We start from the raw sequence: 23,652 nt of genomic DNA, 5'->3' as shown, positions 1-23,652 counted from the left end.
GCAGTCTGGTCAGAGTAAAGAGCGGTAGACGGCGGCGGTCTGGCGCGCCGTCGCGTTCCAGGTCAGCTGGGCGGCGCGCGCGCGCCCGGCCGCGATGCAGCGCGCCCGCACGGCGGGCTCGCGCGCCAGCGTGAGCATGGCGTCGGCGATCGCGCCGGTGTCGAGCGGATCGACCTCCAGTGCCGCGCCGGCCGTCACTTCCGGCAGCGACGTCGTGTTCGACGCGACGACCGGCACGCCGGACGCGAACGCCTCGACCACCGGGATGCCGAACCCCTCGTACAGCGACGCGAACACGAACACGCCCGCGCCCGCGTAGACGTGGCGCAGTTCGGTGTTGTCGGTGAGGCGGTTCAGCCAGACGACGTTCGCGCCATCCTGCACGGCGGCGGCGATGCGGCGCAGCAGTTCTTCCGAACGCGCACCGGCACTGCCGACGATGACGAGCTGGCGCTCCGCGCGCACCGCGGGCGGCAGCGACAGGTAGGCGTCCAGCAGGCGCTCGACGTTCTTGCGCGGCTGCAGCGTGCCCACGAACAGGAAATATCCCGGACGCAGTCCGTTGGCCTGCAGGGTCGTCGCCACGGCATGCGCCGGCGGCGGCGCCAGCCATTCTTCATCCACGCCGCACGGCACGACGGTGATGCGGCGCTCGTCGATGCCGAAGCAGTCGACCAGTTCGTCGATGGCGAAGTGCGACAGCGCGATCACGTGGTCGGCCTTTTGCGCGGCCTTGCGCTGCAGCCAGTTCTTCAGGCCACGCATGCGCGGGTTGCACCACTCGGGATGTTTCACGGGCAGCGCATCGTGCAGGCTGGCGACCACGGGGCAATCCATGCGCACGACGCGGTAGTCCGTCACGTGGAACACGTCGACGGGCATGTGCACGCGGTGCGCGTCCGGGGTCATGAGGTCGACGAAGGACGCGCGTTCGAACGTATGGGGCAACGCTTCGCCCTTCGTCACGGGCCCGGCGCTGCGCAGGCGCGGCCAGGAATACGGCCGCATCGCGCAGCCGGCGTGCGGCAGGTGGCGCAGCAATGCCTGCGTATAGACGCCGATGCCGTCCAGGTGTCCGCCCGTGAACGCGGGTTCGATCATGGTCGTGCCGATGCCGATGCGCAGGTCCGGCTGCACGAGCGCATCGTTGGCGGCCTCGGCGGAACCAGGGAGCGCGCGCAGGCGGTCCTGGAGGGCGGGCGCGCCGTCCGGTCGTCGTTTAGGGAGGCCCAGTTCGATCATGGTGGTGTCCAGGCCGGTCGGGACCCTGTTCATGCCTGGTACATCCAGCGCAGCGTGTCGACCAGCGGCGTGGGCTCGATCGTACCGATCGTGCCCGCCAGCTTGGCGTTGCTGCCGGACAGCGTGAGCACCTCGTTGGCGCGCACGAAGGCGGGGTTGACGTGCACTTCGATGCGGTAGCCGGCGATGTCGCTCATCATGTCGATCAGGCTCTCCAGCGAGTGCGAGCGGCCGGAGCAGACGTTGAAGACTTCGCCGGCGGGTGCCGCCGCGAGCAGGCGCCGGTAGCTCTTCGCCACCGTGCGCACGTCGGAAAAATCGCGCGCGATCGCCAGGTTGCCCAGCTCGATGCGGCGCGCGCCCTTGCGGAAGTGCGATACGATCTTGGGCAGCAGGAAGTTCTCGTGCTGGCCGACGCCCGTGTAGTTGAACGGCCGCGCGATCACGATCGGCAGCTTGTCCATCCACAGGCGCGCCATGTATTCCATCGCGAGCTTGCTGACGGCGTAGTCGTTCGCCGGCGCGGGCGGCACGAATTCGTCGATCACGGGCACCGCGGCGTTGCCGTAGATATTCGCGGACGACGCGAGCAGCACCTTGGATGGCTTGTGCGCACCGTGCGCCAGCGCTTCCAGCAGGTTGCGGGTGCCGACCACGTTGACGCGGTACATTTGCTCGGCGTCGTTGTGGGCCACGAACGCGATGGCGGCCAGGTGGACCACCACGTCCGGCCGCACCTGTTCGATGACGGCGGCCAGCGCGGCGCGGTCGGTCAGGTCGACGGTGAAGATGTCCGGTCCGGTCTCGCTGCCCGGCAACACCGTGCCGAACACGTGATAGCCCGCGGCGGTGAGCTCGCGCGCCATGTAGTAGCCGGTGAAGCCGCGCAGGCCGGTGATGAGGGCGCGCTTGCCCTCGCCTTCCTTGGGCTCAACCATCCGGACGAGGTCTTCCGTGACCATGCGGTTCATGTCAGAACGAAAAACCGGTCTCGTTGCGACGCAGGTCGGCGTCGACCATCATCTGGCACAGCTGTTCGAGCGACGTCTCGGCCTTCCAGCCCAGCTCGCGCTGCGCCTTGGACGGGTCGCCGATCAGCAGGTCGACCTCGGCCGGGCGGTAGAACTTCGGCGACACGCGCACGAGCAGCTTGCCGGTACGGGCGCAATGCCCCGTCTCCTGCTCGCCCTTGCCTTTCCACTCGACGTCCAGGTTGGCGCCGCGGAAGGCCATGGTGACGAAGTCGCGCACGGTTTCGGTGCGGTTGGTGGCCAGCACGAACGTATCGGGCTCGTCGGCCTGCAGGATGCGCCACATGCCTTCCACGTATTCGCGCGCATAACCCCAGTCGCGCTTGGCGTCCATGTTGCCCAGTTCCAGCACATCCAGCTTGTTCAGGACGATCTTGGCGACGGAATCCGTGATCTTGCGGGTGACGAACTCGCGGCCGCGCAGCGGCGACTCGTGGTTGAACAGGATGCCCGAGCTGCCGAAGATGCCATAGGACTCGCGGTAGTTCACGGTCATCCAGTGGGCGTACAGCTTGGCGACGCCGTACGGGCTGCGCGGGTAGAACGGGGTCGACTCGACCTGCGGCACGGCCTGCACCTTGCCGAACATCTCGGACGTGGAGGCCTGGTAGAAGCGCGCTTTCGGGTGGACGATGCGGATCGCTTCCAGCAGGTTGACGGCGCCGATGCCGGTGATCGAGGCGGTGGTCACGGGCTGGTCGAACGAGACGCCGACGAAGCTCTGCGCGGCCAGGTTGTACACCTCGTCGGGACGGGTGGATTCGATCAGGCGGATGCTCGAGGAGAGATCGGTGAGGTCGTATTCGACGAGGTTCAGGTTCGGATGCTGCTCGATACCGAGTTCGGCAATGCGCCAGAAATTAACCGAGCTGGACCGGCGAAAAGTGCCGGTCACCAGGTAGCCCTTTTCGAGGAGCAATTGTGCGAGATAGGCTCCATCCTGCCCGGTAATACCGGTGATCAGGGCCTTTTTTGTTGTTTGCATGTTCTTGGTGATCCAGTGGTGGTCCGTAGCGGCCGCCGCAACAGCCGAGGCGGGTCGGCATGCGGATTGTCGGCCGCGCTGGCGCGGACCAGATAATTTTCCAACAACCCCGCATTGTAACAGAGTGGTGCTTGGGCCCTTGCACAAAAGAAATCGTGCAAAAGAAACAATATGTACTCGTCTATTATCGCCTGAAAGCCCGCAAACACGTCGCGTGATTACGCATTGTTACGAGTCCCTCAAGCTTTATTACATATTCACGAAATGTCGGGAACTTCTACATTTCAATGACAAAAGGGCCGCAATGGGCCCTTTTGAGTCATTTCGTCACAGGTGGCAAATCTACAACACAAAGGTGTCGTATCAACGCTCCGAGACGGCGTCGACGACGCACAGCGCCGTCATGTTGACGATGCGGCGCACGGTGGCGGACGGGGTCAGGATGTGCACCGGACGCGCGCAACCCAGCAGCACGGGACCGATGGCGATGCCGCTGCCGGCCGCCGTCTTGACCACGTTGTAGGCGATGTTCGCGGCTTCGATGTTCGGCATGACGAGCAGGTTGGCGTCGCCCTTCAGCGTCGACTGCGGCATGATCTTGGCGCGCAGCTTCGCATCCAGGGCCGTGTCGCCGTGCATCTCGCCGTCGACTTCCAGGCCGGGCGCCTTCTGCTGGATGAGGGCCAGCGCGGCGCGCATTTTCCTGGCCGACGCGCTGTTCGACGTGCCGAAGTTCGAGTGCGACAGCAGCGCCACGCGCGGCGTGATGCCCAGGCGCTCCAGTTCCTCGGACGCCATCAGCGTGATCTCGGCCAGCTCTTCGGCGGTCGGATTCTCGTTGACGTGCGTGTCGACCATCGCGATCTGGCGTTCCTGCGTGATGATGAAGTTCAGCGCCGCATAAACGTTGCTGCCGGCACGCTTGCCCAGCACCTGCTCGATGTATTGCAGGTGCACGTCGGTCGTGCCGTAGGTGCCGCAGATCATGCCGTCGGCGTCGCCCTTGTGGATCATCATCGCGCCGATCAGCGTGTGACGGCGGCGCATCGCCAGCTTGGCGAGGTCTTCCGTGACACCCTTGCGCATCACCATCTGGTGGTACGACTGCCAGTAATCGCGGTAGCGCTCGTCGAAGTCGGGGTTGATGACGTCGAAGTGCTTGCCCTGCTTCAGGCGCAGGCCGAATTTCTCGATGCGCTTTTCCAGCACGGCCGGACGGCCGACGAGGATCGGGCGGGCCAGGTTCTCGTCGACGACGACCTGCACCGCGCGCAGCACGCGCTCTTCCTCGCCCTCGGCGAAGACGATGCGCTTGCGCTCGGCCGGCGCGCTCTTGGCGATCTGGAACAGCGGCTTCATGAAGCTGCCGCTGCGGTAGACGAATTGCTGCAGGCTCTCGGCGTACGCGGCCAGGTCGGCGATCGGACGGGTGGCGACGCCGCCGTCCATCGCGGCCTTGGCGACGGCCGGCGCGATGTGCGTCAGCAGGCGCGGGTCGAACGGCATCGGAATCAGGTATTCCGGCCCGAACGACAGGTTCGAGATGCCGTAGGCCGACGCCACGATGTCCGACTGTTCGGCGTGGGCCAGGTCGGCGATCGCGTGCACGACGGCGATTTCCATCTCGCGCGTGATCGTCGTCGCGCCGCAGTCCAGCGCGCCACGGAACATGTACGGGAAGCACAGCACGTTGTTGACCTGGTTCGGGTAGTCCGAACGGCCGGTGGCGATGATGACGTCGTCGCGGACGGCCTTCGCGTCTTCCGGCAGGATTTCCGGGTTCGGGTTGGCGAGCGCCAGGATCAGCGGGTTCGGCGCCATCTTCGCGACCATCTCCGGCTTGAGCACGCCGCCGGCGGACAGGCCCAGGAAGATGTCGGCGTCGGGGATGATCTCGGCCAGCGTGCGGTGCGGGGTGTCCTGCGCGAAGCGTTCCTTGTCCGGGTCCATCAGCTCGGTGCGGCCCTTGTAGACGACGCCGGCGAGGTCGGTCACGTAAATATTCTCGATCGGGAAGCCGAGGTCGACGGCCAGGTCGAGGCAGGCCAGCGCCGCCGCGCCCGCGCCGGACACGACCATCTTGCACTTCTTGAGATCCTTGCCGACGACCTTCAGGCCGTTCAGGATGGCGGCGCCGACGATGATCGCGGTGCCGTGCTGGTCGTCGTGGAAGACCGGGATCTTCATGCGCTCGCGCAACTTGCGCTCGATGTAGAAGCACTCGGGCGCCTTGATGTCCTCGAGGTTCACGCCGCCGAACGTCGGTTCCAGCGCCGCGATCACCTCGATCAGCTTGTCCGGATCGGTTTCGTTGATCTCGATGTCGAACACGTCGATGCCGGCGAACTTCTTGAACAGCACGCCCTTGCCTTCCATGACCGGTTTCGAGGCAAGCGGGCCGATGTTGCCAAGGCCGAGCACGGCGGTACCGTTCGAGATCACCGCGACGAGGTTGCCGCGCGCCGTATATTTATACGCCGTGGAGGGGTCCTTGACGATTTCTTCGCAGGGCGCGGCGACGCCCGGCGAGTACGCCAGGGCCAGGTCACGCTGGTTCAAGACGGATTTGGTCGGGGTGACGGCGATCTTGCCGGGAGAGGGAAACTGGTGGTACTCGAGCGCGGCAGCCCGCAGTTGTTGACGTAGTTCTTCTTTTTTATCGATTGACGAATCCATGCTTTGCAGCCTTCCTGAACTGACCGGGGGTCTCCGATTTTAGCAGAGTGTCACCGCGCACCGTCTACGTATTTCTTGGTATCGACAGTAGTGACCGGAGGCAGGTAGCATGGCACCTGCCTCCGCTTCTCTCCCGTTTCCGCTTCAGGCAGGCGCTTTCGGGAAGTCCACCACCGTATCGTTGATGCGGTTCAGCAGGTTCGTGAACGTGATGCTGGTGACCGCGAAGATCGTGTCCACCACCTGCGCATCGGTGTAGCCGGCCGCCCTGAACGCATCCACCACCGGCTGCGGCACGGTGCCGCGGGTGCCCGCCACTTCACGCACGAACGTAGCCAGCGCGTCCAGTTTCGCATCGCCGCCCGGGTTGCCCTTGCGTGCGGCGAGGATCGCCTCCGGACTCAGGCCGGCCATCTTGCCCATCAGCGTGTGCGCGGCCAGGCAATAATCGCAACCGCTCACTTCGCTGACGGCCAGCTTGATCACCTCGATCTCTTTTTTCGACAGGCTCGTGTCGGCCAGCTTCGCATCGAAGCTCAGCAGCGCCTCCAGGGCCACGGCGCTGTTGCTGCCGATCGTGTCGTACGCGTTCGGGACCTTGCCCAGTTTCGCTTTGATGGCGGTGAAGAGTTCGGCGGTACGGCCGGTGGCGTCGGTACCCAGTGCGTTAAGACGGCTCATGATCTTTCCTTTCGTTGTGGGTTGGTGTGGAAAGAAGTCTAGGCCTTCGGACTAGTACGATGAATGCCCGGATGCTGCGATAATTTGCCCGATCGTCTCATCTGAGAAAAACATGGATACCCTGAGCCGCCTGCTGTCCCTCTACACGATCCGCACCTCCCTCGACATCCGCTGCGAACTGGCGGCGCCCTGGGTGCTGGACGAACCCGCCGCGACGCCGGGCGTGGCGCCATTCCACGTGATCGTCGAAGGCGGCGCGCGCGTCGACGTCCCCGGACACGCCGCGCTGGACCTGGCCACGGGAGACGTCGTCGTCTTCCCCAGCGGCAGCGCGCACCGCCTGCACGCGGGGCCGGCCGCGGACGCCGCCCCGGTGCGGTCACTCGGCGCCGACGGCCCGCTGCAACGCAAGGGCAACGAGGGCGATGGCCCCGCCACCGCGATCCTGTGCGGCAGCTTCGTGTTCGACGGCGCCGCGCGCCAGGCCCTCGCGCGCGCCCTGCCCGACGTGATGGTCGTGCGCGCCAGCCGCGCCGATGACTTCCCCGGCCTGCACGCCCTCGTGCGGCTGCTGCAGCACGAGACGACCGCGGTGCGGCCCGGCGGCGACGTCGTCGTCGCCCAGCTGTCGGGCGCCCTGTTCGCGCTGCTGCTGCGCGCCTGGCTGGACGGAACCGGTCACGAGGCGCCCGGCCTGTTCGCCATCCTGGCCGACCGCCGCCTGGGCAACGCGCTCGCCCGCATGCTGGAATCGCCCGAACGGCCGTGGAAGGTGGAAGACCTGGCCGAGGCCTGCCACATGTCACGCGCCACGTTCGCCCGCCTGTTCGCGCGCCTGTGCGGCATGCCGCCGGCCGACATGCTGACCCAGCTGCGCATGGCGCGCGCCGCCCGCGCCCTGCTGCAGGGCGAAGGCGCCGTCGGCGACGTCGCGCTGGCCGTCGGCTACCAGTCGGAGGCGGCGTTCAACCGCGTGTTCAAGCGCCATTACGGGATCGGCCCCGGCGGCTACCGGCGCGCGGCCCACGTGGCGACGGTCACGGATTAGAATCGCGGCATGCTCTCCGAATTCGATCTCATCAAACGCTACTTCCAGCGCGACCGTGCGCCCGGCCCCAACACCTTCCTGGGCATCGGCGACGATTGCGCGCTGCTGTCCCCCACGCCCGGCAAGGTGCTGGCCATCTCGTCCGACATGCTGGTCGAGGACCGCCATTTCTTTGCCGGCGCCGACCCGTTCACACTCGGGCACAAGTGTCTCGCCGTGAACCTGTCGGACCTCGCCGCGATGGGCGCGCGGCCGCTGGGCTTCACGCTGGCGCTGTCGCTGCCCGTGGCGGAACCCGACTGGCTCGACGCCTTCTCGCGCGGCCTGTTCGCGCTGGCCGACGCCCACGGCTGCGAGCTGGTCGGAGGCGACACGACCAAGGGCCCGCTGAACGTCTGCATCACGATTTTCGGCGAGCTGGCGCCCGGCCAGGCACTGCGGCGCGACGCGGCGCGCGCGGGCGACGACATCTGGATCTCGGGCACGCTGGGCGATGCGCGCCTGTGGCTGGCCGCACGCCGCAGCGAGGTCGCGCTGGACGCCGCCGACCACGCCGCCGCCGGCCAGCGCATGCACGCGCCCACGCCGCGCGTGGCGCTCGGGCGCCTGCTCGCGGAAGGCGGCCTCGCGCACGCCGCGCTCGACATCTCGGACGGCCTCGTGGGCGATGTGAAGCACATCCTCGCCGCGTCGCGCGTGGGCGCCGTGCTGGACGTGGACGCGCTGCCGGCCGGCCCGGCGCTGGCCCGCCAGCCGGTCGGACTGCGCCGCCGCTTCGCCGCGGCCGGCGGGGACGATTACGAACTGTGCTTCACGGCGCCGGTGGCGCGGCGCGATGCCATCGTGGCCGCCGGCACGGCCTGCGGGACGGCCGTGACGCGCGTGGGGTCGATCACTGCCGAACCGGGCCTGCGCCTCGTCGACGCGGACGGTGCGGCGCTGGATTTGCAGCTGGCCGGCTGGGACCACTTCAGTCCGGGCTGACCTACGCCGCTTCCTCGTCCCCCCGCGGCGTCTTGCGGTCGTCGTACGGCCCGTGCGTGAGCCAGTACTGGCGGAACGCGAGCCGCACGTTGTCGCGCAATTCTGTCTCGTTCCACGGCTTCGTGTAAAAACGGTAGATGGCGCCCCGGTTGATCGAATCGAGCACCGTCTCCACGCCCGTGTAGCCGGACAGGATGATGCGCATCGTGTCCGGATACATCTCCTTGACCTTGCTGAGGAATTCGGTGCCGTTCATCCCGGGCATCTTCTGGTCGCACAGGATCACCTGCACGTGGTACAGCGCCAGCAATTCAAAACCCTCGGACGGCGACGCGGCCGTCAGCACACGGTAGTTGTCGCGCCTGAACAGCCGGTGCAGCGCGCCCAGCACGTTGACGTCGTCGTCCACCAGCAGCAGCGTCTGGACGTTGCGGTCGTCCTCCGCCGGCCGCGTGGGCTGGGCGCGGTTTTCCAGCACCAGCCGGGCCAGGTCGGCCGGCAGCAGCGCGCGCGAAAAATGAAAGCCCTGGATCTCGTCGCAGCGGTGGCGGCGCAGCAGCGCCATCTGCGCGCGCGATTCCACGCCCTCCGCGATCACTTGCATGTGCAGGCTGTGCGCCATGCTGATGATGGCCAGCGCGATCGCCGCGTCGTCCGGATTCGTCGTGATGTCGCGCACGAACGCGATGTCGATCTTCAGCTTGTCGATCGGGAAGCGCTTCAGGTACGCGAGGCTCGAATAGCCGGTGCCGAAATCGTCGATGGCGATGCGGATGCCCAGCGCCTTCAGGCGCTCCAGCACCTGCACCGTGTGCTCGAAGTTCGACATCAGCGCGCTTTCCGTCAACTCCAGTTCGAGCAGGCCCGGGTCCACGCGGTGCTCCGCCAGCGCCGCGCGGATGTCGCCTTCCAGGTCGCCCTCGACGAACTGGCGGCTCGACACGTTGACGGCCACGCGCACGTCGCGCACGCCTTCCGCATTCCACGCGGCGATCTGGCGGCAGGCCTCGCCGATGATCCACGCGCCCACGCGCACGACCATGCCCGTGTCCTCCATGACGGGCACGAATTCGGCCGGGTACACGAGGCCCACGCCGGGACGGCGCCAGCGCAGCAGCGCCTCCACGCCCGTCACGCGGCCCGTGTTCAGGTCCAGCTTGGGCTGGTAGTGCAGCTCGAACTGCTCGCCGTCGATGGCCGCGCGCAGCGCCAGTTCCAGGTCGAGCCGCGCCAGCACCTGCACGTTCATCCCGGCCGTGAAGAAGCGGTAGCCGTCGCGGCCCGCCTCCTTCGCGCGCACCATCGCCACGTCCGCGTATTTCACCAGCGTGCCCGGGTCCGTGGCGTCGTCCGGGTACATCGCGATGCCGATGCTGGCCGTCAGCACGGCCTGCTGGCCGTTCAGGTCGAACGGCGCGCGCAGCGCCTCGCGCACCTCGTTGGCGACACTGACCGCTTCGTCCTCCGTCTGCTCGCGCGTCATCGTCAGGATCAGCGCGAACTCGTCGCCGCCCAGCCGGCCGATCGTGTCGCGCAGGCGTACGCAGCGCACCAGTCTCGTGCTGAACTGGCGCAGCAGTTCGTCGCCCAGCGCGGGGCCGAGCGAGTCGTTGACGATCTTGAAGCGGTCGAGCGTGATGAACAGCACGGCGATGCGCCAGTTCTTGTCCTGCGCGAGCTCGATGGCGTCGCGCAGCGTATGGAAGAACAGGCTGCGGTTCGGCAGGCCGGTCAGGCTGTCGTAGTTCGACATGTGCTTCAGGCGCTGCGCGGCCTGCAGGCGCTCGCTGATGTCGCGCGCGACGGCGATCAGGATGCGGTGGCTGTTGTCCTGCTGCTGCAGCTGCCAGCTGATCTCGACCGGCACCGCGCCCTGCCCGTCCGAGCGCAGCAGCTCCGTCTCCACGATGTCGTGCTCGCGCGACGTGGACGCCGGGTCCGCATAGCGTTCGAGCTGCGCGCGTTCCGCGAGGCCCAGCGCCACCGGATCGATGCGCAGCAGCGCCTCGCGCGAAAAGCCCAGCATGCGGCAGGCGCCGTCGCTCACGTCGATCATCGCCATCGTGCGCGCGTCGACGAGGAAGATGGCGTCGGTGGTCGCGTCCATCGCGCCGCGGAAGCGCTGCAGCTCGGCCGTCCGCTCGCGCACCGTGCGCTCCATGCGCGCGCCGTAGTCCTGCGACTCCTTGTGGAACAGCCGCACTTCGAGCAGGTTGCGGATGCGCGTCAGGACCTCCACCGTGTCGAACGGCTTGCCGATGAAGTCGCGCGCGCCCGCTTCCAGCGCGGCCAGCTTCTTGTCCGGCTCCGCCGTCACCACGAGCACGGGCAGCCAGGACTCGCGCTCCATCGGCTTCAACGCTTCCATCACCTGGAAGCCGTCCATGTGCGGCATCTGCAGGTCGAGGATGATCAGGTCGTAGCGGTGCTGCAGGTGCAGCGCGGCCACCTGGCGCGGGTCGGTGGTGCTGGCGACGTTCTCGTAGCCGCTGGTCTTGAGCAGGAACTCGAGCAGCTGCACGTTCACCGGCTCGTCGTCGACGACGAGGATGCGCGCGTGGCGGATGTCGGCGGGGGAAATCATGGGGTCGTCCTCATTCGGGCTGACAGTACGGCGTCGATCGCCTCGTTGAACTGGCCGATGTCGATCGGCTTGGTCAGGTAATACGTGAAGCCGGCCGCCAGCGCGCGGTCGATGTCGGCGCGCATGGCGTTGGCGGATACCGCGATGGCCGGGATCCGCGCGGTCTCGGGTTCGCGGCGTAGCTGCGCCAGGACCTCGAACCCGGAGAGGCCGGGCAGGTTCAGGTCCATCAGGATGATGTCGGGTTTCTGGCTGCGCGCGAGCGACAGGCCGAAGTGGCCGTCCGGCGCGCTCACCAGGCGCAGGTCGGACCGGAAGCGCACGATCTCCTGCACGAGCTTCAGGTTGGCCGGATTGTCTTCGATGTACAGCACCGTATGCGGCTCTCCGGCTCCGGCGCCGTCCGCCGGGACGGGCACCGACCGCGCGGCAGGCGGAGCGGCAGGCAGCGCGCCATCCGTACCGGCGACGGCCAGCTCGATCCAGAACACGCTGCCCACGCCGGGGCTGCTGGTCACGCCGATCTCGCCGCCCATCAGCTCGACGAGGCGGCGCGTCACCACGAGACCGATGCCCGTGCCTTCCTGCGTGCCCGCTTCCTGGCCCAGGCGGTTGAAGGGCTGGAACAGGCCGGCGACCTGTTCGGGGCTCAAGCCCATGCCCGTGTCCTGCACCGACAGGCGCAGGCGCTGCGGCGCCGGTTGCGCGCAATCGACGACGATGGCGCCGCCGTCGCGGTTGTACTTCACCGCGTTCGACAACAGGTTCAGCAGGACCTGCTTCAGGCGCGTGCGGTCGGCCTGCAGGCGCGCCGTCGGCGCCTCCGGGAACAGCACGCGCACGCCGCGCGCGGCGGCCAGCGGCGCGATCATGCCCTCGCATTCGGCGAGCACCTCGGCCAGCAGCACCGGTTCCATCGACAGGCTCACGGCCCCCGCCTCGACCTTGGCCAGGTCGAGGATCTCGTTGATCAGGGTGAGCAGGTGCCGGCCGGATTTCAGGATGTGGCCGGAGAATTCGAGCTTCTGCTCCGGCGTCGTCGGCATGTCCTTCGATGCCAGGATCTGCGCGAAGCCGAGGATGGCGTTCAGCGGCGTGCGCAGTTCATGGCTCATCGACGACAGGAACGCGGACTTGGCCTGGTTGGCATTTCTGGCCTCGTCGATCGCGAGTCCCAGTTCCGAATTGGCGAGCTCCAGCTGGGCCGTGCGTTCCTGCACGCGCGCTTCCAGGCCTTCGTTCAGGCGCACGATCTCGCGGTTCGAGTCTTCCAGCGCGCGCGTACGCTGCTCGATCTCGGTCAGCATCGCGTTGAAGGAGTCGACGAGTTCCGCCGCCTCGTCCTCGCTGATGCGCGGCGCGCGCCGCGAATAGTCGCGCCGCGCCACGACCTCGCGCGCGATCCTGGTGATGGCGTCGATGGGCGTCGTGATCGTGTGGCCGAGGCGGCGCACGAGCAGCCACGCGGTGAACAGGGCCAGCACCGTCACGCACGCGCAGATGACGAGGTAGTCGCGCATGCGTTCCATCATCTGGTTTTCCGAGCGCAGGTAGACGGTGCCGAGCAGGTCGCCGTTTTCGCTGATCGGCTTGTACAGCACCAGCTCGTCGCCGCTCCCGACATAGGTTTCCGTGCCGCCCGCATGCACGGGCCGGCCGCCTTTCGCGGGCCGCACCGGGAACGTACTGTCCGCGCCGGACGCCACATAGGTCGCGAACAGCGCGCCCTTCTCGTCGTAGATCGCGGCGGCGCGTACCGACGGCCGGCTGCGCAGCAGGGCCAGGTTCTCGCGCGCCAGGCGCGCATCGTCGAAGGCCAGCGCGGCCGACGTCATGTGCCCCACCAGTTCGGCCTGCGTCGCGAGGTCGTTCAGCAGCGCATGTTTATAGCTGCGCAGGTCGTAGACGACGACGGTGCCGACGGACACGGCCAGCGCGGCGAGCGTCGTCGACATCACGATCGTGACGAGTTTTTCCCGAATGGAGCGGCGCGGACGGATCATGGCGTCACCACGTCGCCAGCGCCAGCAGGCGCGCGCTGATGCGCAGTTGCGCGGCCATCGCTTCGAGCCGGTCGATGCGCAGCCGCAGGCGATCCCCGTCCGCCACGAGTCCGACGACGCAACCCGGTTCGGGGGCGCCGTCGCACACCGTCAATACGGGCTGGCTGCGCACGGCCGCGAGCAACCGGCCGCGCGCGGGCGATGCGGCCGCGTACAGGACGTGCAGGCCAGGCGGCAGCGCGCGCGGGTCGACGCGGCGGACCGCCAGCGGGCGGCCGTGCACGAGGCGGCCCGTCATGAATTGTGCGGCTTCGATGGCCAGCGCGTCGTTGCCGGCGACGCCGACCAGCAACGGGCTCCCGGCGCGTGCGAACGCGGCGTCCGGCCAGTCGACGAACGTGGCCACACGGTACAGGTAGGCCGCCTTGAGCTTGTGCTCAGGCGCGCCAAGCGGGCCTGTGCCGGCCTGGGCGGCACCCGCGAAGATCAGCAGGCACAGCGCCGCCCGGCGGACAGGCCGCGCGGCTGCGCGTGAAAAGACCATCATGAGTACGCTGGCCCCGGATGGTCATGCGCGAAAAGGTCGAGCGGCATGCGAGGTCCTGGTTCGGTCAATGAACAAGAAGCGGGCCAGCCCGCAAGGCGAGGAGGATAGCAGCACGACCGGGAGTGATGTCGCACGGAACGGGGCCTGCCGTTTACAGCGGTAAAGACATTTGCGTTTGTAAGGACGGCAAAGGCATAACCGCAAGAATGGCTTTTCGTTAAGATTCCGACGCCGCAGGGCGGGAAGGCGCGCTAGAATGGACGCGAGCGCGCAGCGGAACGTTTCCGCGACCGGCACACGGCGGCGCCTCGGTTGGATCCTGGAGACCTGGCGGTTCTCTGCTACCGCCATTACAAGGAGGAGCGACACGTGACGAACGACATCATCGACCTGGCCACCCGTGTGGGCCGGGCACTCGAATCCAAGAACCTGCTGCTGGCCACCGCCGAATCCTGCACCGGCGGCGGCGTCTCCCAGGCCATCACGGAAATCCCCGGCTCGACCGGCTGGTTCGAATGCGGTTTCGTGACGTATTCGAACGCCTCCAAGACGGAAATGCTGGACGTGCCGGCCGCGCTGATCGCGCAATTCGGTTCCGTCAGCGAGGAAGTCGCGGGCGCGATGGCCGAGGGCGCGGTCGCCAACAGCAACGCCGACGTGGCCGTATCCACGACCGGCATCGCCGGCCCGACCGGCGCCGTACCCGGCAAGCCCGTGGGCACGGTGTGCTTCGGCTGGTCGAAGGGCGACACGACGTACACCGAACGCCTCGTGTTCTCCGGCGACCGCCACGCGGTACGCGAGCAGACGGTGGCGCACGCGCTGGCCGGCCTCTTGCGGCTGCTCGAGTAAGGATGCGCCGTCTGGCCGCGGCCGCGCTCCTGGCGGCCGCTTCCTTGAGCGCGGCCGCAGCAAGCCCGGACCAGGGCATCACCGTGTACGCGGCCGGCGACATCGCGCGCTGTGCGTACCGCGATCCGGCGTACTCGGGCGCGGCCGACACGGCCGCCACCGTCGCCGCCGGACTCGCGCAGGACCCGCAGGCCGTCGTGCTGGCGCTGGGCGACCTGACCTATCCGCGCGGCGCCATGAAGGAATTCACTGGCTGCTACGCGCCGACGTGGGGCCGCTTCAAGGACCGCACGTGGCCCGCACCCGGCAACCACGAGTACTACACGCCGGGCGCGAAGCCCTATTTCGACTGGTGGGGCGCGCGCGCCGGCCGCGGTTACTACAGCTTCGAGCTGGGCACCTGGCACATCGTCTCGCTGGACAGCAACCTCGCCCCGGCCCAGCACGCGGCCCAGCTGGACTGGCTGCGCGCCGACCTCGCCGCCCACCCCGCACGCTGCACCCTCGCCTACTGGCACCATCCGCTGTACAGCTCGGGCGGCCACGGCAGCATCCCGAAGATGCGCGACGCCTGGCAACTGCTGTACGCGGCCGGCGCCGAGCTGGTGCTGTCCGGCCATGACCACGACTACGAACGCTTCGCCCCGCAGGACGCGGATGGCCGGCTCGACCCGACGCACGGCATCCGCCAGTTCGTCGTCGGCACCGGCGGCGCGTATCCGACGCCATTCCTGTTGACCGTCGCGCACAGCGAAGTCCGCGACAGCAACCGCACCGGCGTGCTGCGCCTGCGCCTGTACGCGGGCGGCTACGGCTGGGAATTCGTCGAGTCGACGCGGCTCGCGTCCTTCAGCATCGCCCCGCCCGATCGCGGCAGCGCCGCCTGTCATTAAAAAAACGGAGCCCGCATGAAACGCCTCCTGTCCTGCTTGTTCCTGTCCCGATTTTCCCTGCTCCTCCTCCTCGCAGGGCCGGCGGCAGCGGCCGAGGTGCCTGAGGTCCGCTACGACAAGACGACGCTCCCCAACGGCCTGGAAGTGATCCTCGTCGAGGACCACCGCCTGCCCATCGTGGCCGTCAACATCTGGTACCACGTCGGCCCCGCCAACGAGGCGCCAGGGCTCACCGGCTTCGCCCACCTGTTCGAGCACATGATGTTCGCCGGGACGCGGCACCTGCCGCGCGGCCTCGCCGACCGCCTGCTGGAAGGCGCCGGCGCCACCGACAGCAACGGCAGCACCGACTACGACCGCACCAATTACTACGACACGGTGCCGGCTAACCAGCTCGAACTCGCGCTGTGGGTCCACGCCGACCGCATGGGCTACCTGCTCGACGTGCTCGACCAGACGGCGCTGTCGAACCAGCAGGACGTCGTGCGCAACGAGCGCCGCCAGAGCGTCGAGAACCGCCCGTACGGCGTCGTCGAGGAAGCGCTGAACCACGCGCTGTTCCCGAAGACGCACCCGTATTACGCGGCCGTCATCGGCTCGCACGCCGACATCCAGAACGCGAAGCTGGCCGACGTGCGCGACTTCTTCAAGCGCTACTATGGCCCGAACAACGCCAGCATCGTCATCGCCGGCGACATCGACAAGGTCAGGACGCGCGCCCTCGTCGCGAAATACTTCGGCAGCTTCAAAAAGAGCCCGCCGGTCGTGCATCCGAAGGTGGCCACGCCCGCCATCACGCGCGAGCGCCGCATCACGGTACCGGACCGCGTGGAGCTCCCGCGCCTGTACATGGCGTGGCTTACGCCGCCGGCCTTCCAGCCGGGCGACGCCGAGCTGGCGGTGACGGCGCAGATCCTCGCCGGCGGCAAGTCCAGTCGTCTGTATAAAACCCTCGTGTACGAGCGCCAGATCGCGCAGGAAGCGGCGGCCGCGCAGAATTCGAACGCGCTCACCTCGACCTTCATCGTCGACGCGACCGCACGCCCGGGCCACGAACCGTCCGAGCTGGAGACGGCGATCGATGCGGAACTCAAGGCGCTGCGCGACGCGGGACCGTCCGAACAGGAAGTCGAACGCGCGCGCAACACGATCGAGACGGCGATGCTGACGTCGATCGAAAAGCTGGGCGGCACCGGCCTCGCGAACCAGATCAACCAGTACAACCAGTACACGGGCGACCCGGGCTACCTGCCGAAGGACATCGAGCGCCTGCGCCGCGTCACCGCCGCCGACGTGCGCCGCGTGGCGCAGGCCTACCTGCAGCCGAACGCACGCGTGATCGTCGCCGGCGTGCCGGGCAAGCCCGACCTCGGTCCAGACGTGCCGACGCCGCCCCAAGTCTCGAAGGCCGGCAGGACCGACCGCGCCGCCGGCATCAACCGCGACGAAGCGTGGCGCCGCGCGCCGCCGAAGCCGGGCCCGGCGCCGCGCTTCACGCTGCCGCAAGGCGACGCGTTCAAGCTGCCGAACGGGCTGACCGTCATCGTCCACCCGAACCCCGCGCTGCCGCTCGTGGCGGCGGAACTGGTCGTGAAAAGCGGTTCCGACGCCAATCCATCCGACCAGCCGGGCCTCGCCGGCTTCACGGCGCAGATGCTGGACGAAGGCACGGCCATCCGCAGCGCGCCGCGCATCGCCGACGAGATCGCGCAGCTCGGCGCCTTCCTCGGCAGCGGGAGTACGGCGGACGCGTCGACCGTGTCGCTGCTCGCGCTGCGCTCCACGTTCCCGCAGGCGCTGGACGTACTGGCCGACGTCGTGCTGCATCCGGCCTTCCCGACCGCCGAAGTCGAACGGCAGCGCGCCTCCCGCATTGGCGAACTGACGCAGCAGCGCGACGATCCCGCCCTCGTCGCCGCCGTCGCCGCGGCCGGTGCCCTGTACGGCCCGGATCATCCATACGGCTACGGCCAGCTGGGCACGGAACAGGCGATCCGCGCGACGACGCGCGAAGACCTCGTGCGCTTCTGGCGCCGCCACTACCTGCCGGGCAATGCGGCCCTCGTCGTCTCCGGCGACATCACGGCGGACGAGCTGCGCACGCTGGCGGCGGCCCGCTTCGGCGGCTGGGAACGCGCCGATGCGGCCGTGACGTCGGTCGGCGATCCATCCGGCACCCAGGCGCACCTCGTCGTCGTCGACAAGCCGGGCACGCCGCAGACGGCGCTGCGCGTGACGACCATCGCGGCCGCGCGCAGGACGCCGGACTATCCGGCCATGCAGGTGATGAACGCGGCGCTGGGCGGCCTGTTCTCGAGCCGCATCAACCTCAACCTGCGCGAAGAAAAGGGCTACAGCTATGGCGTGTTATCGGCATTCCGCTACGACCGCACGCCGGGCCCATTCACCATCGCGGGCAGCGTGCGCACGGACGTCACGGGGCCTGCCGTCGCCGAAATCTTCAGGGAAGTGAACGGCATGCGCGACAAGCCGCTGCCGGGCCCCGAACTCGCGGGCGCGCGCGACTCGCAGGTGTATTCGCTGCCGGGACAGTTCGAAACGAACAGCGGCATCGGGGCGAGCCTGGCCGAGACCTTTGTGTTCGACCTGCCGGCGGATTACTGGCGCACCCTGCCCGACCGCTATCGCGCCGTGACGGCGGCGCAGGTGCAGGCGGCGGCGCAGAAATACTTGAAACCCGATCAGTTGAAAGTCATCGCCGTCGGGGATCGGGCGGCGATTTTGCCGCAGTTGCAGAAGCTCGGGCTGGGGCAGTCCGAAACGCGCGATACGGACGGCCAGCTTCCGTAACGCATCGCTTCACCACGCTTGCATACGATATGGCTTGCGTCCGCCACCTCTATGCGCTTAACATGTGAACAGTTCTTCAAACGTTAATCATGAGCATCCCACCCGACATCGACAACGCGGTCGACGAACTCGCCGACCTGTTCCACCTGCTGGGCGACCCCACGCGGTTGCGGATCGTGCTCGCCTGCCTGGCGCAGCCGACGGCCGTGGGCGACATCGCCGGCGCATTGAACCTGTCCAGTTCGCTGGTCAGCCACCACCTGCGCCTGCTGCGCGCGGCCCGCATCGTCAAGGCGGAGCGCCAGGGCAAGCAGGTGTTCTATTCGGCCGCCGATGCCCACATCAGCGGCCTGCTCTCCAATATGTTCGAACACATCGCCGAACCTATCCCAGAAACTACGACCGGACTGGACGCATGAGTCACCACCATTCCCACGGCCATGGACATGGCCATCATCATCACCCGACGCCGGGCGACAACGGTCGCGCGTTCGGCATCGCCATCGGCCTGAACACCGCGTTCGTCGCCATCGAATTCATCTACGGCTTCATCGCCAACTCGACGGCGCTGATGGCCGATGCCGGCCACAACCTGTCCGACGTGCTGGGGCTGGGCCTCGCGTGGGGCGCCGCGCTGCTGACGAAGAGCGCGCCCACGCGCCGTTTCACGTACGGCATGCGCGGCACGACCATCCTGGCCGCCCTCGCCAACGCCCTGCTGCTGATGGTGGCCTGCGGCGCCATCGCGTGGGAAGCCGTGCACCGCTTCGCCCATCCGGAACCGGTGGCCGGCACGACGGTGTCCATCGTCGCCCTCGTCGGCGTGCTGATCAACGGCTTCTCGGCCTGGCTGTTCGTGGCCGGCAGCAAGGACGACATCAACGTGCGCGGCGCCTACCAGCACATGGCGGCGGATGCCTTGCTGTCGCTGGGCGTCGTCATCTCCGGCGTCGTGATCATCTACACGGGCTGGTCGTGGCTCGACCCGGTCGTCAGCCTCGTGCTCGTCGTCGTGATCGTCGTGGGCACGTGGTCGCTGCTCAGGGAATCGATCCAGATGGTGCTGGCGGGCGTGCCGGCCAGCGTCGACGCGACGGGCGTCACGGCCTTCCTGGCCGCGCAACCGGGCGTGACCGAAGTGCACGACGTGCACATCTGGGCGATGAGCACGACGGAAACGGCCCTCACGGCCCACCTCGTGATGCCGGGCGGCTATCCGGGCGATGCGGCCATCGACGAGATCGTCGGGCACCTGCGCGAGGATTTCGCCATCCATCACTGCACGCTGCAGGTGGAGCAAGGGACGACCAAGCACAGCAGTTGCTGCCTGCACGATGGGCTGGAAGCGCATGACGACCACGATCACGACCATGACCACGATCATGGCCATCATCATGGTCACTCACACGCGCACTAAAACAAAACGGCCCGCATGCAAGCGGGCCGTTTTACATGGAAAGCCTGATCAGCCGGCCAGGTTCGCGTACAACGCCGTACTGAGATAGCGCTCGCCGAACGATGGAATGATCGTCACGATCAGCTTGCCCGCGTTTTCCGGCCGTTTGGCGACCTGGATCGCGGCCCACAGGGCAGCGCCGGACGAGATGCCGACCAGCAGCCCCTCCTCGCGCGCGGCAGCACGCGCCGTCTCGAAGGCATCCTCGTTCTTGACGGTGATGACTTCGTCGTAGGCTTTCGTGTTCAGCACGTCCGGAATGAAGCCGGCGCCGATGCCCTGGATCGGGTGCGGGCCCTTCGTGCCCTTCGACAGGATCGGCGACGCTTCCGGTTCCACGGCGATGGCCTGGAACGACGGCTTCCTCGCCTTGATCACTTCGGCCACGCCCGTGATCGTGCCGCCCGTGCCGATGCCGGCCACGAGGATGTCGACCTTGCCGTCGGTATCGCGCCAGATTTCCTCGGCCGTCGTGCGGCGGTGGACTTCCGGGTTGGCGGGGTTGTTGAACTGCTGCGGCATGAAGCAGTTCGGGTCGGCCGCGACGATTTCCTCGGCGCGGCGGATAGCGCCCAGCATGCCTTCCGGCCCCGGCGTGAGCACCAGTTCGGCGCCGTACGCGCGCAGCAGCATGCGCCGTTCGTTGCTCATCGTTTCCGGCATGACGAGGCGGCAGCGGTAGCCGCGCGCCGCGCACACCATTGCCAGCGCGATGCCCGTGTTGCCGCTGGTGGGTTCGACGATGATGGTGTTCGGGCCGATCTTGCCGGCCTGCTCGGCCGCTTCGATCATGGCCCAGCCGATCCGGTCCTTGACGCTGTGGGCCGGATTGTAGAACTCGAGCTTGGCGGTGAGGTCAGCGCCGGCGCCCTGCGCCAGGCGGCGGATCCGCACCAAGGGGGTATTGCCGATCAGTTCCGTCACGTCGTTCGCGATGCGCATGCAGTCCTCCTGGTTGATGAGTTTTGACTTAAGAAAACATCGAAAAACCTACTGCGCGTTGCACTGTCGGTCTTCGATGCTCGCTGTACTAGCGTACAGCTGCGCTTCTCAACCGACATTGCTGCCGCTCGTGACGGTTTTTCGAGGTTCCCTTATTTGACCTTCAGGAGTTCCACGTCGAAGATCAGGTCGGAATCCGGCGGAATCGAACCGCCACCTGCACCGCGCTTGCCGTACGCGAGTTCGCTCGGGATGATCAGCGTGCGCTTGCCGCCCACCTTCATGCCCTGCACGCCCTGCTCCCAGCCCTTGATGACCTGGCGCGCGCCGAGCTGGAACTCGAGCGGTTCGCGGCCCGCGTCCAGCGACGAGTCGAATTTGCGGCCGCGTTGCTTGGCGGCCAGCGGCTTGTAGAACCAGCCCGTGTAGTTGACGACGACCGTGCTGCCGACGCTGGCTTCGGCACCCTTGCCGATCACGTGGTCGATGACCTGCACCTTCGGCCCTTGCTGTTCCTGGCCAGCGGGCGTCGGGTCGACGGGATTGTTCGGGTTGCCGGGATGGGCCGCGTTGGCGGTGGCCTGGGCCGGGTCCTTGGGACCTTGCAGGCCGTCGCCGGCCTGCTGGGATGCGTCCTGCGCGTTGGCGGCGACGGCCGCCAGCAGCAGGCTGGCTACGGCAATACGACGGATCATGGAGCCTCTTTTCACGAATCAGTAAAAAACTGATCCTATGATAACAAGGCCTCTTCCACTTGGACAGCGTCGACGGATTCGGTTACATGTACCGGCACGGCATTCGCCTCCTCCGCCATCTTGCGCAGCATGTGGCCGGCCGCGACCATGCCGAACGTCGCGGTAACGACCATGCTCGAGCCGAAGCCGGCGCAGTTCAGGCCAGTGATGCTGTTCGCGTCGACTTCGCAGGCGTCGCCGGACTCCGGGTAGCGCAGCGGTTCCATCGAGAACACGGCGTCGATGTGGTACTTGTTCTTTTCGCCGCGCGCGAAGCCGTAGCGGGCACGCAGGATCTTGCGCACTTTTTTCAGCAGCGGCTCCTGCTCGGTGCGGGCGAGGTCGCGCACTTCGATCTTCGTCGGGTCAGTCTGGCCGCCGGCGCCGCCGATGACGACCAGCGGGATCGCGTGCTGGCTGCAGTACGCGATCAGCGCGGCCTTGGCCTGGACGCTGTCGATCGCGTCGACGACGTAGTCGAATCGGGCCGCGGGCTTGTTCGTCCCGATCATCTGCGGGATGTTGTCCGGATCGATGAAGTCTTCGACGAGCTCGACTTCGCAGTACGGATTGATGAGCGCGATGCGCTGTTTCAGCGCCTCGATCTTGGGCATGCCGACCGTGGTCGACAGGGCCTGGATCTGCCGGTTGATGTTGGATTCGGCCACGTTGTCGAGGTCGATGAGCGTGAGCCGGCCGACGGCGCTGCGGGCCAGCGCCTCGACGATCCAGGAGCCGACGCCGCCGACGCCGACCACGCAAACGTGCGCCGCACGGAACCGTTCCAGTGCACGCTCGCCGTAGAGGCGGGCAATGCCGCCGAAGCGCCGCTCGAAGTCAACGTCATCGAAGAGGGAGGTGGAAATCGTAGTCATGATCCCTTCATTTTACCGGACGGAATGGCGCTCATTGCTCTAAAATAACTTTCAGTCAATCAAAAATTTTCCCGCATTCTGCACGTCCACAACAGCGATCATGAACAACCTTCTAGCCGACCCCGCTCCCGATTTCGACCAACCCGTCGCCGTCCTCAAGCATTGCCACGGCCGCATCCGCAAACAGCTTGCGACCATGGAAAAACTGCTCGCCCACCTGCCCGAACACGGCGCCGACGAGCAGGCGCGCCAGGCGGCAACGGCCGTACTGAAATACTTCGACAAAGCCGCCCACCTGCACCACGAAGACGAAGAACAGGACCTGCTGCCGATGCTGCTGGCAGTCGCCAAGGGCGAGGATGCGGCCACGCTGCAGGCGCTCGTGCCCGTGATCCTGCAGGAACACAAGGACATGGATGCGATGTGGCAAGACCTGCACGAGCAACTGACGGGCATCGCGGACGGCGGCGGCACGCAGCTGTCGGCGTCGATCGTGCGGCGCTTCGTGCAGGGCTATCACGGCCATATGGAACGCGAAGAAGGCATCGTCGCGCCGATGGCGCTGCGCCTCTTTGGTCCGGATCAGATGGCGCGCCTGGGCGGCGCGATGCGCCAGCGCCGCGGCCTCGAACAGGCGGTGGCCCCGGTACCTTCCATCGGCGAAAAAGTCGCCGACCTGCGCAAGGATTACGGCCAGGCCCGCCTGGACGAAAGCGACGTCGCCGACGACCCGATGGACCAGTTCACGCGCTGGTTCGAGGAAGCGCTGAAGGCCGAAGTGAACGAGCCGAACGCGATGAGCGTGGCCACCGTGGGCGAGGACGGGCGGCCGACGTCGCGCATTGTTCTCGTCAAGCAATTCGATGCGCGCGGCTTTACCTGGTACACGAATTACGACAGCCAGAAAGGCAAGCAGTTGGCAAGCAAGCCTTTTGCAGCTCTGCTATTCTTCTGGAGTGAACTTGAACGGCAGGTGCGGATCGAAGGCAGGGTTGAGCGCACGAGTGCCGAGGAAAGCGATAAGTATTTCAACAGCCGACCATTGAAAAGCCGGCTGTCGGCGATCGCGTCCGAACAAAGCGAGCCGATCGCAAACCGTGCCGCCCTCGAAGAACACTACGAGCAAGTGGCGCGTCAGTATGGCGAAGCACCGCCACGGCCACAACACTGGGGCGGTTTTCGCCTGGTGCCGGAACGGATCGAGTTCTGGCAGGGGCGGCGTTCACGCTTCCACGACCGCATCGTCTATACGCGGCAGGAAGATGGCAGCTGGACGCGGCAACGTTTGCAACCCTGACCCGGTGCATC

19 protein-coding genes are annotated in these 23,652 nt (G+C 67.2%); 8 read left to right on the top strand and 11 right to left on the bottom strand.

Annotated elements, in window-relative coordinates; genetic code table 11:
* Positions 1-9 precede the first annotated feature (9 nt).
* The 5 genes from ACEN9H_RS01365 to ACEN9H_RS01345 all read right to left on the bottom strand — a co-directional run bounded on the left by ACEN9H_RS01365 (position 10) and on the right by ACEN9H_RS01345 (position 6,615).
* The gene (locus tag ACEN9H_RS01365) at positions 10-1,275 is read right to left on the bottom strand and encodes a glycosyltransferase family 4 protein (protein WP_413673522.1); all 1,266 of its coding nucleotides are present in this window, start codon (positions 1,273-1,275) and stop codon (positions 10-12) included.
* Positions 1,272-2,213: a GDP-mannose 4,6-dehydratase gene (locus tag ACEN9H_RS01360; RefSeq protein WP_160409465.1), complete on the bottom strand. Its 942-nt coding sequence runs from the start codon at positions 2,211-2,213 to the stop codon at positions 1,272-1,274. Before ACEN9H_RS01360 ends, ACEN9H_RS01365 begins: the two co-directional genes overlap by 4 nt.
* A 1-nt stretch (position 2,214) precedes the next feature.
* Entirely contained in the window at positions 2,215-3,258 is a 1,044-nt protein-coding gene (gene gmd / locus ACEN9H_RS01355) for a GDP-mannose 4,6-dehydratase (protein ID WP_056124584.1), read from the bottom strand.
* A gap of 363 nt (positions 3,259-3,621) precedes the next feature.
* A complete protein-coding gene (locus ACEN9H_RS01350; protein ID WP_413673521.1) occupies positions 3,622-5,934 on the bottom strand; it encodes an NADP-dependent malic enzyme in 2,313 nt (770 codons plus the stop codon).
* A 144-nt stretch (positions 5,935-6,078) separates the two neighbouring features.
* Entirely contained in the window at positions 6,079-6,615 is a 537-nt protein-coding gene (locus ACEN9H_RS01345; protein ID WP_413673520.1) for a carboxymuconolactone decarboxylase family protein, read from the bottom strand.
* 112 nt (positions 6,616-6,727) lie between these two features.
* On the opposite strand from ACEN9H_RS01345, the gene ACEN9H_RS01340 reads away from it, so the two are divergent.
* Positions 6,728-7,663: an AraC family transcriptional regulator gene (locus ACEN9H_RS01340; protein ID WP_413673519.1), complete on the top strand. Its 936-nt coding sequence runs from the start codon at positions 6,728-6,730 to the stop codon at positions 7,661-7,663.
* Positions 7,664-7,672: 9 nt separating this feature from the next.
* Positions 7,673-8,647, top strand: coding sequence for a thiamine-phosphate kinase (gene thiL, locus ACEN9H_RS01335; protein ID WP_413673518.1), 975 nt, complete (start codon positions 7,673-7,675; stop codon positions 8,645-8,647).
* A 1-nt stretch (position 8,648) separates the two neighbouring features.
* Here thiL and ACEN9H_RS01330 read toward each other — a convergent pair whose 3' ends face one another.
* Genes ACEN9H_RS01330 through ACEN9H_RS01320 form a run of 3 tightly spaced genes read right to left on the bottom strand, consistent with a single transcriptional unit; the run spans position 8,649 to position 13,781 of the window.
* Positions 8,649-11,231, bottom strand: a complete 2,583-nt coding sequence (locus ACEN9H_RS01330; RefSeq protein ID WP_056124598.1) for an EAL domain-containing protein — start codon at positions 11,229-11,231, stop codon at positions 8,649-8,651.
* On the bottom strand, positions 11,228-13,234 hold the full coding sequence (locus ACEN9H_RS01325) for an ATP-binding protein (RefSeq protein ID WP_413673517.1): 2,007 nt from the start codon (positions 13,232-13,234) through the stop codon (positions 11,228-11,230). Before ACEN9H_RS01325 ends, ACEN9H_RS01330 begins: the two co-directional genes overlap by 4 nt.
* 4 nt (positions 13,235-13,238) lie before the next feature.
* On the bottom strand, positions 13,239-13,781 hold the full coding sequence (locus tag ACEN9H_RS01320; RefSeq protein WP_413673516.1) for a YfiR family protein: 543 nt from the start codon (positions 13,779-13,781) through the stop codon (positions 13,239-13,241).
* A 369-nt stretch (positions 13,782-14,150) separates the two neighbouring features.
* Between ACEN9H_RS01320 and ACEN9H_RS01315 the strand changes: the two genes are divergently transcribed.
* From ACEN9H_RS01315 to ACEN9H_RS01295, 5 genes are all read left to right on the top strand, one after another.
* On the top strand, positions 14,151-14,633 hold the full coding sequence (locus tag ACEN9H_RS01315; protein WP_036236278.1) for a CinA family protein: 483 nt from the start codon (positions 14,151-14,153) through the stop codon (positions 14,631-14,633).
* A 2-nt stretch (positions 14,634-14,635) separates the two neighbouring features.
* Positions 14,636-15,526, top strand: a complete 891-nt coding sequence (locus ACEN9H_RS01310; protein ID WP_413673515.1) for a metallophosphoesterase family protein — start codon at positions 14,636-14,638, stop codon at positions 15,524-15,526.
* A gap of 15 nt (positions 15,527-15,541) precedes the next feature.
* Positions 15,542-18,337, top strand: coding sequence for a M16 family metallopeptidase (locus ACEN9H_RS01305; RefSeq protein ID WP_413673514.1), 2,796 nt, complete (start codon positions 15,542-15,544; stop codon positions 18,335-18,337).
* An 89-nt stretch (positions 18,338-18,426) separates the two neighbouring features.
* Positions 18,427-18,756, top strand: a complete 330-nt coding sequence (locus ACEN9H_RS01300) for an ArsR/SmtB family transcription factor (protein ID WP_413673513.1) — start codon at positions 18,427-18,429, stop codon at positions 18,754-18,756.
* Entirely contained in the window at positions 18,753-19,754 is a 1,002-nt protein-coding gene (locus ACEN9H_RS01295; RefSeq protein ID WP_413673512.1) for a cation diffusion facilitator family transporter, read from the top strand. The genes ACEN9H_RS01300 and ACEN9H_RS01295 overlap by 4 nt, the downstream gene beginning before the upstream one ends.
* Before the next feature lie 48 nt (positions 19,755-19,802).
* On the opposite strand, the gene cysK is transcribed toward ACEN9H_RS01295, so the two are convergent.
* From cysK to tcdA, 3 genes are all read right to left on the bottom strand, one after another.
* Positions 19,803-20,735 carry a cysteine synthase A gene (cysK, locus tag ACEN9H_RS01290; RefSeq protein ID WP_371767227.1) on the bottom strand — a complete coding sequence of 311 codons (933 nt, stop codon included), beginning with the start codon at positions 20,733-20,735 and terminating at the stop codon, positions 19,803-19,805.
* A 152-nt stretch (positions 20,736-20,887) separates the two neighbouring features.
* A complete protein-coding gene (locus ACEN9H_RS01285) occupies positions 20,888-21,430 on the bottom strand; it encodes an FKBP-type peptidyl-prolyl cis-trans isomerase (protein WP_056124617.1) in 543 nt (180 codons plus the stop codon).
* Between the two features lie 35 nt (positions 21,431-21,465).
* Positions 21,466-22,344, bottom strand: coding sequence for a tRNA cyclic N6-threonylcarbamoyladenosine(37) synthase TcdA (gene tcdA, locus ACEN9H_RS01280; protein WP_413673511.1), 879 nt, complete (start codon positions 22,342-22,344; stop codon positions 21,466-21,468).
* Between the two features lie 100 nt (positions 22,345-22,444).
* Between tcdA and pdxH the strand changes: the two genes are divergently transcribed.
* Entirely contained in the window at positions 22,445-23,641 is a 1,197-nt protein-coding gene (pdxH, locus tag ACEN9H_RS01275; protein ID WP_413673510.1) for a pyridoxamine 5'-phosphate oxidase, read from the top strand.
* Positions 23,642-23,652 lie beyond the last annotated feature (11 nt).

It is taken from the genome of Massilia cellulosiltytica, from assembly GCF_047325105.1.
GTDB lineage: Bacteria > Pseudomonadota > Gammaproteobacteria > Burkholderiales > Burkholderiaceae_D > Telluria > Telluria orientalis.
The sequence above is the reverse complement of the archived record's forward strand: the minus strand, read 5'-3'. Positions and strand labels throughout refer to the sequence as shown.

Excerpts from the sequence above, each read along its gene's own strand:
- ACEN9H_RS01365 (WP_413673522.1), bottom strand. The coding sequence starts at position 1,275 with ATGAACAGGGTCCCGACCGGCCTGGACACCACCATGATCGAACTGGGC.
- ACEN9H_RS01340 (WP_413673519.1), top strand. The coding sequence starts at position 6,728 with ATGGATACCCTGAGCCGCCTGCTGTCCCTCTACACGATCCGCACCTCC.
- ACEN9H_RS01330 (WP_056124598.1), bottom strand. The coding sequence starts at position 11,231 with ATGATTTCCCCCGCCGACATCCGCCACGCGCGCATCCTCGTCGTCGAC.
- pdxH (WP_413673510.1), top strand. The coding sequence starts at position 22,445 with ATGAACAACCTTCTAGCCGACCCCGCTCCCGATTTCGACCAACCCGTC.
- cysK (WP_371767227.1), bottom strand. The coding sequence starts at position 20,735 with ATGCGCATCGCGAACGACGTGACGGAACTGATCGGCAATACCCCCTTG.
- thiL (WP_413673518.1), top strand. The coding sequence starts at position 7,673 with ATGCTCTCCGAATTCGATCTCATCAAACGCTACTTCCAGCGCGACCGT.
- ACEN9H_RS01285 (WP_056124617.1), bottom strand. The coding sequence starts at position 21,430 with ATGATCCGTCGTATTGCCGTAGCCAGCCTGCTGCTGGCGGCCGTCGCC.
- ACEN9H_RS01305 (WP_413673514.1), top strand. The coding sequence starts at position 15,542 with ATGAAACGCCTCCTGTCCTGCTTGTTCCTGTCCCGATTTTCCCTGCTC.
- tcdA (WP_413673511.1), bottom strand. The coding sequence starts at position 22,344 with ATGACTACGATTTCCACCTCCCTCTTCGATGACGTTGACTTCGAGCGG.
- ACEN9H_RS01345 (WP_413673520.1), bottom strand. The coding sequence starts at position 6,615 with ATGAGCCGTCTTAACGCACTGGGTACCGACGCCACCGGCCGTACCGCC.
- ACEN9H_RS01350 (WP_413673521.1), bottom strand. The coding sequence starts at position 5,934 with ATGGATTCGTCAATCGATAAAAAAGAAGAACTACGTCAACAACTGCGG.
- ACEN9H_RS01360 (WP_160409465.1), bottom strand. The coding sequence starts at position 2,213 with ATGAACCGCATGGTCACGGAAGACCTCGTCCGGATGGTTGAGCCCAAG.
- ACEN9H_RS01310 (WP_413673515.1), top strand. The coding sequence starts at position 14,636 with ATGCGCCGTCTGGCCGCGGCCGCGCTCCTGGCGGCCGCTTCCTTGAGC.
- ACEN9H_RS01295 (WP_413673512.1), top strand. The coding sequence starts at position 18,753 with ATGAGTCACCACCATTCCCACGGCCATGGACATGGCCATCATCATCAC.
- ACEN9H_RS01320 (WP_413673516.1), bottom strand. The coding sequence starts at position 13,781 with ATGATGGTCTTTTCACGCGCAGCCGCGCGGCCTGTCCGCCGGGCGGCG.
- gmd (WP_056124584.1), bottom strand. The coding sequence starts at position 3,258 with ATGCAAACAACAAAAAAGGCCCTGATCACCGGTATTACCGGGCAGGAT.
- ACEN9H_RS01300 (WP_413673513.1), top strand. The coding sequence starts at position 18,427 with ATGAGCATCCCACCCGACATCGACAACGCGGTCGACGAACTCGCCGAC.
- ACEN9H_RS01325 (WP_413673517.1), bottom strand. The coding sequence starts at position 13,234 with ATGATCCGTCCGCGCCGCTCCATTCGGGAAAAACTCGTCACGATCGTG.